The organism is Chloracidobacterium sp. (genome assembly GCA_016720705.1).
Classification (GTDB): Bacteria; Acidobacteriota; Blastocatellia; order Pyrinomonadales; family Pyrinomonadaceae; genus OLB17.
The window spans coordinates 1,106,991-1,120,782 of sequence record JADKKB010000007.1 but is presented as its reverse complement, the minus strand read 5'-3'; the positions used below and the strand labels follow the sequence as shown (position 1 = coordinate 1,120,782).

Here is a 13,792-nt window from a genome sequence, read left to right as displayed (position 1 = left end):
GATATTAATGATAATTAACGGTAAATATGGTATAAAACTAGTTCGCTAAGTGATCAGGTCGGTCCCGTTAGGCGAACTAGTTTTGACGGCTGTATGGAGCAAGATCAAAGGCTGACGCCTTTACCAAAATCGGTCGAGATGCAGGCAGGTAATCAAGATTATCCGCCAAGTTACTCGTCATATTATGACGATGAATCTTTTGCGAATAAGCGATCGATCCGGCAATACTTCAATATTGTCAAAAAACGTCTGCCCATAATCGTGGCGATAGCCATTATCGTGACGGCGGCGGTGTCGTTCTACTCATTTCGCCAGCCATCGATCTATCAGGCAAATACTGAGATGATCATCGAGCCGCGAAAGCCTCAGGTGACACAGAAAGAAGCCATCAATATCAATTTTGGCAACGATTCAAATTACTACAACACCCAGCTTCAATTACTCCAAAATCCGGACCTGATGAAGAAGGTGGTAATCGCGCTAGGGCTGCAGCGTGATGCCAAATTACTTGGCGACGAAAATCGCGGATTCTTGGCCGGCATTCGGTCAATATTTTCCGGCGATCCTAAAAAGGCGGATGCTGAAGCTGCATTACCGATAATTTCTGATTCGACCACTCAGCCGGCATCCGGCAAGATCATACTAACGCCTGAAGAGGACGCCCTTGCGGCCCGTTATGTCGCTAATCTTACAGGTGCTCGACTAAAGGTCGACCGATTGACGGATACCAATCTGGTGACCGTCTCGGTACAGAATGAAAACCCCGTACTTGTTGCAAAGGTCGCTGATAAGCTGGCCGAGATCTTTATTGAGGAAGACGCAAAGCGCGAACTCGAAGGTGCTCAAACTGCCTATGATGAGCTGACTAAGTCCATCGAAGATCTAAAAAACACGATCGCCCGGCAAGAAAGTGAGTATATTGACGAAATGCGCTCGAGCGACCTCCCGCTACAGGAAAAGGGCGGCGAGCTTCGTGCCGGGAATCTTCAAACCCTTCAGGCTCAGTACAATGATGCTCTATCCGAGACCGGCAAGATCCAGGCATTGTATTCGGCTGCCGTAACGGCTGGCCAAAAGGGAGATATTTTATCGGTCGTTGGCGATAACAAGGCTCTCCAAGATGCCCGAAGCCAAAATCTGAAGCGACAGGCTGATCTCGAAAAGCGGATCGAAGATATCGACAAGAAGATCGACGAAAAAGCGCAGCGACGTAAGGAATTGCTTGCCAAATATACTGAAGAATTTAGCTCGGTCAAGGCGGTCGACGCTGAGATCGGAGAGTTGAAACTGCAGCGAGAACGAGTTCAAAAGGAAGTAACCGATAAGATCAAGAACGAGGGAACGAAACTGGTCAAAGATGCCGAGCGTGAGGTGCTGGCAACGCTCAAGGCTCAGTTTGACGCGGCACGCCAACGCGAGGATCGGGCACGCGGAGCCTATATGAAGGCCGCCGAAGATGCTAATTTCGAGGGCCAGGCCGAGACACGACTTATAACGAAAAAGCGCGAGATCGAAACAAACCGAAGCTTACTCGATACCTATACTCAGAGGCAGAAAGAACAAGAACTGGCGATTGCCGGCGGCAAGCCGAACAATATCAAGATATCAAACCGTGCTGTTTCGCCGGGCGGCCTGGTCGGGCCCAATCGTACCAGAAACATTCTGGTTGCGTTGCTTGTCTCACTTGCCGCGGGCATTGGACTGGCATTCTTGCTCGACTACCTCGACGATTCGGTCAAAACATCTGATGACGTCAGCCGAAGCCTTGGATTGCCGACATTGGCGTTGATCCCGCATCACTCGCAGGGCGAAAAGCGAAGGATCCCACTGCCTGGATTGGGAGCGCGCAATGACGAATCAATTTCGCCTCAGGCCGCGCTCATTACGCTCGAAGAGCGCAATTCGCCGACTGCCGAAGCATATCGGCATTTGCGAACATCGTTACTGTTTTCATCGGCCGGCAAACCGCCGCAGACGATCCTTGTGACGTCTTCGCAACCGTCTGAGGGTAAGACCACAACAGCGATCAACACCGCGATCACGCTGGCACAATCGGATGTCGATGTGATTATCATTGACTGCGATCTCCGTCGGCCGCGATTGCACAGCCATTTCGGCCTGGATAACAATCAGGGACTGACTAACTATCTCTCCGGTGAGAAATCAACCGAAAACCTGATCAAATCAGCTCCCGGTTTGCCCAGGCTTAAAATAATTACGAGCGGTCCGATACCGCCAAATCCGGCCGAATTGCTGAGTTCTAATGAGATGAAGAATCTGATCCAGTTTCTCAAGGGCAGATTCAAGCACGTTGTTATCGATTCGCCGCCGGCGATCTCATTCACCGATGCCGCGATCCTTTCGACGCTGGTAGACGGTGTGGTTTTGGTTGCGATGGCGGGACGAAGTTCGATCCATCTGATGCGTCAGTTCAAGCAGCGTCTCGGTAACATTGGAGCGAGGATCTATGGGGTTGTGCTTAACGGCATCAAGTCCGGCTCGATGGAATACGATTATTACGGCAACGGTTACTACGACTATTATCGCCGTAGCGAAACCGACGAAACGCCCTTGATGGAAGACACCGCAAAGCAGAACGCTGACGATTGATCTATCAGCGATCACGCGGTTAGGCGGCGGCCTCGAGCCTTAGAAACTCAGAAAGTGAATCGTGCCAATCCGGCATCTCGCTCAGGCCGAGTCGCTCACTGTACAGGCAGGCGAGCTTGGAACTGATCGGACGAGGTGCGGGGCGGCTTAGACTCTCTCTCGAAACCGGTACCACTAACGACGGCTCGTATCCGCCGATCTTTACTACTGCTTCTGCAAACTCAAGATAGCTCATTCCGGGACCGCTGTTGGCAACGTGAAATACGCCGGGCAAGTTTAGTTCGGCCAGTTCGCGAAGCCGTCGGGCGAGATCGTCCGCAAATGTCGGCGTGCCAAATGAATCTCCGATCGCCTTGATCGGCTTTCGATCCGCGAGCAGTCGATGCATCACACTCAAAAAATTTGTTCCGCCCGAACCGTATATCCAGCCCGATCTGACGATGATCGTGGCCGCATTAACAGTCCGCGCTCGATCTTCGCCATCCAGTTTTGAGCGTCCGTATACCGACTGCGGATTTGGCGTATCCCGTTGTGTGTAAAATCCGGAATTTGTTCCGTCAAAAACGAAATCCGTCGAAATTGTGACAAAAACCGCGCCGCTCTCCTTAGCAGCAAGGGCGAGATTCTCAACACCGACGGCATTTGCTCCATAACATTTGTCACGATTTGTTTCGGCTCCGTCGACGTCTGTATACGCTGCGCAGTTTAATATCGCATCAAAGCTGCCGCTCGATACGACCTCCAAGACCTGATCCCGATCTGAGATATCGAGACGGTCGCGGCCAAGTGCGGTCACCGTATCGCCGATCTGACGGCAATATTTATCGGTCGCTCGGGCGACCATCCCGTTTGCACCGGTTACCAGAATTCTCATATCTATTAATAAATCCAACCGCCGGCCAACGTGGTGCTAGACAGCTCCGTACGTCCGTTGATAGTATTCGCGGTATTCGCCGCTCCGGACGTGATCGACCCATTGCTGATTGTTTTGATACCAATCGATCGTGTCCGTTAGCCCGGTTTTCCACGAGGTCAAGGGCTTCCAACCGAGTTCGGTTTCGGCTTTTGTCGGGTCGATGGCATAACGGCGGTCGTGTCCGAGTCGGTCGGTTACGTACCTGATCAGATCTGACGGTTTGCCAAGCGCACCGAGGATCGCGTTAACGACATCGATGTTATAGCGTTCATTCCGGGCGCCGATATTATACGCCTCGCCGCTTCGCCCCTTTTCAAATGCCAAAAGTATCGCCCGACAATGATCGTCGACGTGGATCCAGTCGCGCACGTTCTTTCCGTCACCATAAACGGGCAAGGGTTCGTCGTTCATCGCATTTGCGATCATCAGCGGGATCAGCTTTTCCGGAAACTGACGCGGCCCGTAGTTATTGCCGCAACGTGTTATAACGGCATCAACGCCAAAGGTTTCGATAGCTGCCCGCACTACAAATTCAGCGGACGCTTTTGACGCGGCGTACGGCGAGTTGGGCTGGAGCGGCGATCCTTCGGTAAAATAATCGTCACTTTCGTCCGGCAAACTCCCCATCACCTCGTCGGTCGAGATCTGTACAAACCTTCGTACATCCTTGGCGCGTGCCGCATCGAGCAAAACCTGCGTGCCGATGATGTTCGTTCGCAAAAACTCATCTGCCGACGTAATGCTCCGGTCGACGTGTGACTCAGCCGCAAAATTAAATATCGCATCCGTATTCGCCGGCAAGGCCGCAAGTACATTCTCGCGGTCGCAGATGTCGCCTTGGACAAAGACGTGCCGATCGTCGTCGATCCCGGCCAGATTCTCAAGGTTGCCGGCGTAGGTGAGGGCGTCGTAGTTAACGATCCGTACATCGTCGGAACTCTCGATCAGGAGCCGAATAAAGGCTGAACCGATAAATCCGGCGCCGCCCGTAATAAAAAAGGTCTTCATAAAAAATCTCGTCAGCGTTTATGGTCCGGTCTAACTGTCCAGGCGGCGAATATGCTTGAGTAGAATGTCCGCATATTCTTTGGGTGAATCAATATTCTTGAGAGACACCTTACCGCCGTCCTCACTCGCATTATCGATCATTAGATCTCCAAAGCCGAGCAGTCGCTGCATTGCCGTCGTCGTTACCGTGACGTCCTGGATCCGCCTCAGCGGGATATTGCGGGTCGTTCGCGAGATGAGGCCCTCGTCCACCTCTATCTGCGTGTCTAGCAGCGAGTATCGTACGAGCTTTGTCTTTAAGTGGTAAAAGGCCGGGATCAGAAACATCATCAGTCCGACAGGTATCGCGATCAGCACCGTGACTCCAAACACGCTCAATACGGCAACCAACAACAATGCCCCGACCGCTGCTAGGACATAGCCGATCTTAACGAACTTGAGCGTTGGGCCGATCGAAAATATGACAGATCCCTCGTTATTGTCCGTAATTTCACTCGGCCGTACGGCAACCTGCGTTTCGGTTTCACCTTCGAATTTTTCGCCGCATTTTCGGCAGAACTGTGCCGCGTCCGAGTTTTCAGTACCGCATTTGATGCAAAACATATAGTTGACCTCCGGCTTTGTTCGCTGTCACAGATATTATAGCCACTTACCGTTAACTCTCAACCCACACAGCCAATGTGAGCGTGGCGGAGAACTTGCAAAAATGGTCTTGTTGCCCGACCGCATTTTCGATTATACTTTACGCGAAATCCATAACGATTGCTCATAGGTCCGAGGCTATTATGAAATTTAATAACGTGTCGATCCTAACTATTACATTTGTGCTGTTCGCGGCTTATACCTTTGCGGCGTCACCGTCCATCCTCGTTGAACCGAGTGCTCGTCGGGTCGCGGTGAATAGCGAGGACGCCGGGACGTCGGCAGTGATCAAAGGAATTGTGCGCTCGGGCGGCGTTGGACTGATCTTTACCGAAAGGGAACTCTTTGTTGGTGAAAACGACGGCAAGGCGTGGCGAAGGATCAACCTGAACCTCGGATTAAGCGACGGTATCGCCGGTGCCGTAATGGCCGCTGATGGAGCGATCCACGTGGTGATCGCCAATCGAATGGTTGGCGGTTTCAGGCTCGCTAGTTCACCGCGGGACGCTGATACTTGGTCTTATTTGCCAATCGAAATGAGAGATGCGGATCTCGTCGAGGCAGATTATTCAAAGGTTGAATTAACAATGGCCGGCGAGATCATCAGCCTTCGGGTCAGGCTCACGAGCAGCTCCAATTTTATCAGTGGATCGACTTATATTTCATCAGATAACGGCGGCCCGTGGACGTTTGTTGCGTCGAGCTCTGACCTAAACTCCAGCGGTGCTGATGGGCAGGCGGCGAGGTTCGAACGCTTAGGAAAGTCCGCTGGCATTTCGGCTGATGAGACAGTGGTGATGGCAGCGGGCGAAAATTCGCCCTGGCTGCTCACGCAAAGCGGTTTTTGTTTCGGCCAAAAGGCAGGATGTGTACAGGAAACCCGCGTAAGAACCGCGGACGGTACAGATATAACGCCGGATCCGATAAGCGAGTTGGCCGCAGGTGAACGTGCAAAGGCACAGCGTGCCGTGGAACAAACGCCTGCATTCGCACTGTCGCCGGGCGGCAACACTCGGATCAGCCTCAATCGTGGGTTTGATAAGTGCGATTCGCCTAGTGTTTCCCAAATGCAGATCTGGTGGAACACTTCGCCCTACTTCGATATGAATATCTATATGAGCGGCCGTAATCGAGCGTGCGCAGCCCAGCCAAATCTCTCGGCCGCCTGGGTCGATCAGGTTACCGCGATGGGTTGGGGACTGATCCCGACGGTCGTCGGCTACCAGTCGCCCTGCACAGCATCGGCGACGACAGCGAAATTCAGCTACGACACCGCGATCGCCGAACAGCAGGGCCGGGGCGAAGCCGACATTGCCGTCGCTGCCGCCGTCAATCTGGGTCTGACCGCCGGTTCGGTACTCTACTACGATATGGAGAGCTACACCGAAACCGGCAGTTCGCCGGGTTGTCGTGTAGCCACGGCCGCTTTCCTAAAAGGTTGGACCGATCGTATCAAGGAGCTCAACTATAAATCGGGCGTTTACGGGTCACCGACCAATGCGGTAAATGACTGGATCTCGATACCCGAACCTAGCCGAATGGAGGCCGTTTGGTTTGCAAGGTGGGACCTTGTGATGAATGTGTGGACGTATAATTCGCCGACCCCGCCTGTGCCGACGAATGTATGGAATAACCATCAGCGGATCAAGCAATGGCAAAACCCTCACAACGAGACCTGGGGCGGCGTGACCTTTAATATCGATGGCGACATCGCCGATGGCCCGGTGGCTGGACTGACGATCGCCAAGAACAAAAACGCCGATTTCGACGGTGACGGTAAGTCAGACGTAAGTATCTTTCGCCCGGATGCAGGGCTTTGGTATTACCTCAATAGTTCAAATGGCTCTCCCGGCGGTGTAGCGTTCGGTTCGCCGGGTGATATTCCGGTACCCGGAGATTTTGACGGCGACGGCAAGACCGATACGGCGGTGTTTCGCCCGACCGACGGCGTCTGGCACTTACTTACCAAGGCCGGCATCTACACCTCAAGAGCATTTGGCAGCCCGGGCGACATACCTGTGGCGGCCGACTACAACAATGACGGTAAGACCGATCTGGCCGTATTTCGCCCGTCGAACAGCACGTGGTATATAGCCAACAGCGACAGTCAGGGAACTTACACATACGTTCAATTTGGCCAGGCGGGCGATAAACCCGCACCTGCTGACTATGACGGTGACGGCAAGACGGACATCGCCGTTTTCCGGCCCGCGGGTGCGACAGGGACGGAATGGTGGGTGCAAAAGAGCAGCGGCGGCGTCTTTGCCACGCAGTTCGGCGTGTCCACCGATCAAGCTGTTCCGGTAGATTTTACCGGTGACGGAAAGGCCGATGTGGCATTTTGGCGGCCATCTACCGGGGAGTGGTTCGTGCTCCGGAGCGATGATCTGACATATTACGCATTTCCGTTCGGCACGACAGGAGATGTTGCGGCTCCCGGAGATTTTGACGGCGATGGCAAATCAGATGCAGCCGTTTTCCGCCCGTCAAACGGAGTTTGGTATCTGATGCAGAGCCAAGCCGGCTTTACCGCAGTTCAGTTCGGTTTGAACGGCGACCGGCCGGTCGAGAATGCTTATCTGCCTCAATAGGCCATTGTGATGCGGCTCGATGAGCTAAAATATGACCGATGATTTCTTGAGGACGATACAAATTGTCCTTGGGGATCGCAATTTGTGTCCGAATTTAAGGGCTTCCTACAAAAGGGCATTTTGGCAAATTCCGGTTTTGCCTGATCCGCCACAATTGGCAAATGGTGCTGCGATTTCGCAAATACGGCTTTCGATTGTAAAATAACAGTTTTTGAATAGTCACTGGAAGACGCCCTTATGTTACAAGCCGGAATAGTTGGACTGCCCAACGTTGGAAAATCGACACTTTTTAATGCACTGACCGCTCAGGAATCAGCTCTCGCGGCGAACTATCCGTTCGCGACGATCGAGCCGAACGTCGGTATGGTCGCCGTGCCCGACGAACGTCTCGCGGTCCTCGAAAAACTTAATAAAGCCCAGAAAACGGTGCCCGCGATGGTCGAGTTTCTTGATATCGCCGGACTCGTCCGCGGAGCGTCAAAGGGCGAAGGATTGGGCAATCAATTTCTTGCCAACATCCGCGAAACGCACGCGGTTATTCAGGTTGTTCGGTGTTTTGACGACGATAATATTATCCACGTTGAGGGGTCGGTCGATCCCATCCGCGACATCGAGACGATCCAGATCGAGCTCGCCCTCGCCGATCTCGCCTCCGCCGCCAAGCGTCGCGAAAAAGCCGCTAGAGCCGTCAAAGCGTCGGGTGATAAGGTAGCAAAGTTCGAACTAGAGATACTCGACAAGATCCAACCGGTGCTTGAGGAAGGTCGCCCGGCGCGCTCAGCGAACCTCTTGGACCACGAACGCGAGGCCATTAAAACTTGGTTCTTTTTATCCACCAAACCGACGATCTACGCTGCAAATGTGGATGAAGCAACGCTCGCCGACCCCGAAAGCAATCCGCACGTTCAGGCTGTGATCAAGCACGCCGCGAGCGAACAAGCGGACGTGGTTTTCATCTGCGCCAAGCTCGAAGCCGAACTCGTCGCCCTCGACCCCGCCGAGCGTGATGAGTATCTGAAAGATCTCGGCTTAAGTTCTAGCGGCGTCGACAAACTGATCAAGGCCGCCTATCATATGCTCGGCCTGATGAGCTTTTTGACCGCCGGCGAAAAAGAGGTCAGGGCCTGGACGATCCCGATCGGCACAAGAGCACCGCAGGCCGCCGGCGAGATCCACACGGACATCGAACGCGGCTTCATCCGCGCTGAGATCGTGTCATACGATGACCTCGTCGCGTGCGGTAGCCGCAAAGTCGCGCTCGAGAAAGGCCTCGCCCGCGTCGAAGGCAAAGAATACATAATGCAGGACGGCGACGTTGTCGATTTTCGATTTAACGTCTGATATTTCCGAAGTGCCGAGGAATGACGCCGTCCGTCATTGGCATTTGACCTCAATGATCCGTGTGCCGTTGCTATGTTGTCGTAGGCAACCCTCTCGACACTGGTCAACGTACCTGTTCATTCTTTCGTTCTCCAAGGCTGCCCATTTCTTACTCTTCAATGAGACGTTTTCTGCATTGAAGTCAATATTTACTTTCTTAGCCTCGGGAGTTTTGATAAAAGCCTGATACATCCGGTCATATCCACTGTCGCCCTCGATACAGTACATACTGCACGCGTTTTCCCGGGCCTGGGCCTCGACCCGATCTCTTCCCTCGTAGGTTTTGCCGTCAACGGTCAATGTTCCGACACAAGTTTTTCCGGAGCCGCCGCAACCAAGGATCATTACGAGAAAAACCAGGATCGTAAATCCGAATAACGGTAAGTTCTTTGTGGATCTTTCGGTAAACATATCTAACCTCCCTACTTTCTTCGTATGAGTTCGTCTCTATCGGGCAAAATATCGAAAACAGGATGTTTTATGCCGACACGTTTTACAAATACCTTGTGATCATCGACGCTCATTATCCAAATATCATAAGCATCAAAATTAATGGGATTGTTTTCGGCCTTTAGGTCCTTGATAGGTGCCTGCCACGTCGACCAATTTTCCTTCCAGATAGAATTGGTCGGTGCGAAAAGTCGTTGGAGCGCCGTTGTGCCGCAGGCCTTCAGGTCCTTTTTAAGTAATGTTTGGGATGCCGCGAATTTCAAATTTGCAACTGCCACATACTTGATGTCCGCTGGAAAGATATGGAGTTCCAGGTTATTGCCGGCGATCTTGTAGATCGCATATCCCGGGTAATCATTTGCGAGATTCTTATCCTCTTCGGGCAATAGGTTTAAGATCAGGCCTACATCACATAGCTTTCGCCTGATCAGCCCGGGTTGAGTCTGTACGCCGCCGTCCACTATACGCTTAAATTTGCCTCGTATGCCCGGAGGTGAATCTTCGCCAAGCAGACAGGCCGAGAGTTCGGACATCGGTATCATCTTTCGCTCGGCCATCTCCCGCGGTGCAAAGAACCACCAGCTTTTAAGCTGTTGCCCGAAAGCCGGAGAACTCATCATCAACCACGCAACCAATAACATAACTATCGATCTCGCTTTCATAATCTTTCTCCTACCGGCTTGATCTGCCAAAAACCATATCCGATCGATCGAGCATCGCGGATCAGGAACCCCTTACTCGAAATACAGGACGAAACGGTCAAAAGCCGTGAACTGTTTACAATGTATAAGCGCAATATTTATGCCAGATCACGGGCGTATATATCCCCGCATTTGCAAGGGTTATAGTCCTGGGGGTAGCGCTAGCAATCTCCGAAAGGCGAAAATTTACACATAGAGCGTGTAAATTCGCGGATCTCTGATTCTTTTCGACCGCGAGAGCGGTTAAGTCGTCGCGAAACAATCGCAGCATCCACGGTTACTTGCAGATAGTCATCAACCAAGTGAAAATAGACCAAGGCCTGATAATTTGAAGATACTGATCTTAAGTTTTATCGTCTACCTTTCGTTGCTTTCGGCACATCCTTGCCGTGCGGCATCTCTGCTCGTTTCCGACCAAAATGGCGACCGATCCGCCGCCATTCAGGTCGCGGGTGACGACGTATATTCTGAAGAATGCCCGACGTGCTGCACATTTGTATGCTGCGACGATACGTTAGCCGTTTATCCATTCGCATTTGATGGAAATGGGGGCATCGATCCGGCCATCTCTAACCATATAGTTGATCACCGCCGCCCATACAATTCGGCCGACCCCATACGGATCTGGTTGCCGCCAAAGGCCTAACGCCATTCCGGTACGTTTCGGCGGACGCACGTCTGCGGTCAGCGAACCACCTTTTTAACTAAGACAAAGTCTATAAGAGATATTTTTTCCAAGCCGATGGAATATTCGGCCGTTATGAAGTTATGGAAAGCAGTGAAGTAGGTTCCGCAACGCAAGGTAGTGGCATCAATGCGGTACTGCCGTACGCCGCCTGGACGATAGTTCTGACCGGAATGGTGGGCAGCCTCTTTTTCAGTGAGGTGATGGAATTGCCGCCGTGCGTATTGTGTTGGTATCAGAGGATCGCTATGTATCCGATGATCCTGATCATCGGCATCGGCATTATTCGCCGCGACCCGAGTTGGAAGATATACGCGCTCTCGTTGAGCCTTGTCGGCCTCGCGATCTCGATCTATCACAATCTGCTCTATTACGGATTTATCCCCGAGAGCATCACGCCGTGTACGGTCGGCGTGCCGTGTAACGCGGTCCAACTGGAATGGCTCGGATTTATTACGATACCACTGATGGGTCTGGTTGGCTTTATCAGTTTGACACTGTGTTTATTGGCCTATAGGTCCAAGGAAGATTAAATTTATGAGAAAGGAATTTGTTATTTTAGGCGGGATAATACTCGCGGTGATCGCCGCGGCATACATTGGCTCGAGTTACTATCGCTCATCGGTCCAAGAGGTAAGAAAGCCGACCAACACCACTGGTCCGAGTGCTCCCTCGGGGCAACTTCTTCGGCCGGATACACCAATACTCGGTCCGGCGGACGCCAAGGTTACGCTGGTCGAATTTTATGATCCGGAATGCGAATCGTGCGCGGCCTTTAGCCCGATCATCAAGAAAATTTTGAAAGACTATGACGGCAAGATCCGGTTTGCCGCCCGATATATGCCGCTGCATCCTAATTCGTTAAATGCCGCCAACCTTACGGAGGCCGCGGGCGAACAAGGTAAATTCTGGCAGGCCCGCGAACTGCTGTTTCAGAAACAGCCCGAATGGGGCGAAAAACACGGTGCTCCGGCGACCGCCGCAAGGCCCGACATCAGTACTCTGTTCGAAAATTACGCGATGGAACTCGGTATCGACGTAAATAAAATGAATGCGGCGATCAAAGAAAATCGTTACGCCGCCAAGATCGAACTGGACAAAAAGGACGGACAGGGACTTGGCGTGCGCAAAACGCCACAGTTTTTTGTAAATGGCAGGATGCTCGCGCGATTTGGCGAGGGCGAATTGCGTGCATTGATCGACGACGAATTGAGCCGATAGATGATCGGCTCTGTCGATGGTTTGTGATCCCGGTCACTTCCGTACAGCATTGGCTGCGATATGATCACTCTTTACGAGCACTGTGTCGCCTCGTCGAGAAATATTGTTGAATTGAGTTGGAATTGGGTCTATAATTCCACTGAATCTATCCGGATCGATCAATGTTATGAAAAAGAAAATACTTCTGTTTGCATCCGCAATTTTGGTTTTCGGCCTCGCGATCGCTGTGTATGCTCTAAATACGTCCGTTATCGAGCAGACGGCGACCCAATCGTGCTGTGGCAAAGGCGAATCCTGTCCGATGAAGGGTAAGCATTCGGCATCGACAGATCCGGCATCGATGCATTCAAACTGTGATCATAAAGACGGTGATGCGGCGTGCCCGATGATGAAGGACGGTGCGATGGCGGATCACGCAATGAAGATGGACGGTAAGGAATCGTGCCCGATGATGAAAGACGGTGCGATGAAAGACCATTCGATGAAGACCGATGGAATGTCTGCTGACCACCCTTTAATGGAAGGCAAGGAATCCTGTCCGATGATGAAAGACGGAGCGATGAAAGGCCATTCGATGCACGGCGATGCCGCCAAGGCGTCAGGCGGAAAAGACGGTTGTCCGTGCTGCACCAAGGGAATGGAGAGTAAAACTACACCTGCGGTCTAACGGGACGGTAAATTAAAAAAAGGCTCCAAACTCTTATGTTTGGGGCCTTTTACTATGTGTTCGAAAGTTTCAGTGCCTAAATGGGGGTTTTATTGCCGCACATTAGATGACCCCGCGGGTACACCTTCGTCAAAGTGAAACGGACAGGATCAGAAAAAAGAAGTATGCCCTCGGTAGGATTCGAACCTACAACCAACGGATTATGAGTCCGCTGCTCTAACCATTGAGCTACAAGGGCAAACCTCAATAAGTCTAAATTATTCTGATTTTTCCCGCAAACCTGTTAGTACGGTGACACTTAGTTCGGCTCAAAAGTGGTCTAAAAACCGGATTCGAGGGAACTTGTGCCCGCCTTGCGGCCAAAATATTTAATCAAGGCGGCCGTCGAGTATTATCTAGTTTTCAAATGTTGGTTTTTTTCCGCTGATCTTTCGATATGTGCCGCTTGCCCACACATTGTGGCCAAAGCCGCAGTCGCTATCTGAGCCGTCCTGTGTGACCTTTACGGTGCCAGGTTTCACGAATTTGATCGTGATCTTGCACGGGCCGAACTCATCGGACATATAAATTGCACGATCGCCCTCGATCGCCGCCTCACCGTCCAGCGAGCCCATATTCACCGAGATCTCGCCGTTTTGGAGTGTATATGGATACACCAGGTCAAATGCTACGCGAATTTTGCCCCGGCCGAGAGCGATGATCTTGAGATCGTTCGTCTGCTGTTTGAATTTTCCCTGAAAATTCATCCGAAACGTACCCGTCACCTCAGCCGCCGAAACGCTCATCCGTTCGCTCTGTGCAACTGCGGTCGATGATGCCATCATCAAAAACGCTAGGGCGAAAATCACCATAATTGACTGTTTACGCATGTGTCCTCTTTTTGATAAATAGTTTATCTGATATATTTTGCCTAACTCTTCC

The 13,792-nt window shown here is 52.0% G+C and carries 13 protein-coding genes and 1 tRNA gene; 7 read left to right on the top strand and 7 right to left on the bottom strand.

Annotated elements, in window-relative coordinates; all coding sequences use genetic code 11:
• The first annotated feature begins 93 nt into the window (after window positions 1-93).
• Entirely contained in the window at window positions 94-2,610 is a 2,517-nt protein-coding gene (locus tag IPQ00_12280; protein MBL0241335.1) for a polysaccharide biosynthesis tyrosine autokinase, read from the top strand.
• A gap of 19 nt (window positions 2,611-2,629) precedes the next feature.
• Here IPQ00_12280 and rfbD read toward each other — a convergent pair whose 3' ends face one another.
• The 3 genes from rfbD to IPQ00_12265 are packed head-to-tail and all read right to left on the bottom strand — an operon-like array spanning window position 2,630 to window position 5,137.
• Window positions 2,630-3,484 (bottom strand): dTDP-4-dehydrorhamnose reductase, encoded by an 855-nt coding sequence (gene rfbD / locus IPQ00_12275; protein MBL0241334.1) that lies wholly within the window; start codon window positions 3,482-3,484, stop codon window positions 2,630-2,632.
• Window positions 3,485-3,520: 36 nt separating this feature from the next.
• Complete coding sequence (gene rfbB, locus IPQ00_12270) at window positions 3,521-4,534, bottom strand: dTDP-glucose 4,6-dehydratase (protein ID MBL0241333.1); 1,014 nt, start codon at window positions 4,532-4,534, stop codon at window positions 3,521-3,523.
• A gap of 30 nt (window positions 4,535-4,564) precedes the next feature.
• Window positions 4,565-5,137 carry a PH domain-containing protein gene (locus IPQ00_12265; GenBank protein MBL0241332.1) on the bottom strand — a complete coding sequence of 191 codons (573 nt, stop codon included), beginning with the start codon at window positions 5,135-5,137 and terminating at the stop codon, window positions 4,565-4,567.
• A 182-nt stretch (window positions 5,138-5,319) separates the two neighbouring features.
• On the opposite strand from IPQ00_12265, the gene IPQ00_12260 reads away from it, so the two are divergent.
• Entirely contained in the window at window positions 5,320-7,767 is a 2,448-nt protein-coding gene (locus IPQ00_12260) for a DUF1906 domain-containing protein (protein MBL0241331.1), read from the top strand.
• 237 nt (window positions 7,768-8,004) lie between these two features.
• Window positions 8,005-9,108, top strand: a complete 1,104-nt coding sequence (gene ychF, locus IPQ00_12255; protein MBL0241330.1) for a redox-regulated ATPase YchF — start codon at window positions 8,005-8,007, stop codon at window positions 9,106-9,108.
• A 33-nt stretch (window positions 9,109-9,141) separates the two neighbouring features.
• Here ychF and IPQ00_12250 read toward each other — a convergent pair whose 3' ends face one another.
• A complete protein-coding gene (locus tag IPQ00_12250; protein MBL0241329.1) occupies window positions 9,142-9,558 on the bottom strand; it encodes a hypothetical protein in 417 nt (138 codons plus the stop codon).
• A gap of 11 nt (window positions 9,559-9,569) precedes the next feature.
• Window positions 9,570-10,259, bottom strand: coding sequence for a hypothetical protein (locus IPQ00_12245; protein ID MBL0241328.1), 690 nt, complete (start codon window positions 10,257-10,259; stop codon window positions 9,570-9,572).
• A gap of 367 nt (window positions 10,260-10,626) precedes the next feature.
• On the opposite strand from IPQ00_12245, the gene IPQ00_12240 reads away from it, so the two are divergent.
• From IPQ00_12240 to IPQ00_12225, 4 genes are all read left to right on the top strand, one after another.
• The gene (locus IPQ00_12240; protein MBL0241327.1) at window positions 10,627-10,944 is read left to right on the top strand and encodes a hypothetical protein; all 318 of its coding nucleotides are present in this window, start codon (window positions 10,627-10,629) and stop codon (window positions 10,942-10,944) included.
• Window positions 10,945-11,066: 122 nt separating this feature from the next.
• Window positions 11,067-11,516 carry a disulfide bond formation protein B gene (locus tag IPQ00_12235; protein ID MBL0241326.1) on the top strand — a complete coding sequence of 150 codons (450 nt, stop codon included), beginning with the start codon at window positions 11,067-11,069 and terminating at the stop codon, window positions 11,514-11,516.
• Between the two features lie 4 nt (window positions 11,517-11,520).
• Window positions 11,521-12,204 (top strand): DsbA family protein, encoded by a 684-nt coding sequence (locus IPQ00_12230; GenBank protein MBL0241325.1) that lies wholly within the window; start codon window positions 11,521-11,523, stop codon window positions 12,202-12,204.
• Window positions 12,205-12,370: 166 nt separating this feature from the next.
• Window positions 12,371-12,871, top strand: coding sequence for a hypothetical protein (locus IPQ00_12225; protein MBL0241324.1), 501 nt, complete (start codon window positions 12,371-12,373; stop codon window positions 12,869-12,871).
• A 165-nt stretch (window positions 12,872-13,036) separates the two neighbouring features.
• Here the strand turns inward: IPQ00_12225 and IPQ00_12220 are convergent.
• Both IPQ00_12220 and IPQ00_12215 read right to left on the bottom strand, forming a co-directional pair.
• Window positions 13,037-13,109: transfer RNA gene (locus IPQ00_12220), tRNA-Ile, on the bottom strand.
• A 157-nt stretch (window positions 13,110-13,266) separates the two neighbouring features.
• Window positions 13,267-13,617: a hypothetical protein gene (locus IPQ00_12215; protein MBL0241323.1), complete on the bottom strand. Its 351-nt coding sequence runs from the start codon at window positions 13,615-13,617 to the stop codon at window positions 13,267-13,269.
• Window positions 13,618-13,792: the final 175 nt, after the last annotated feature.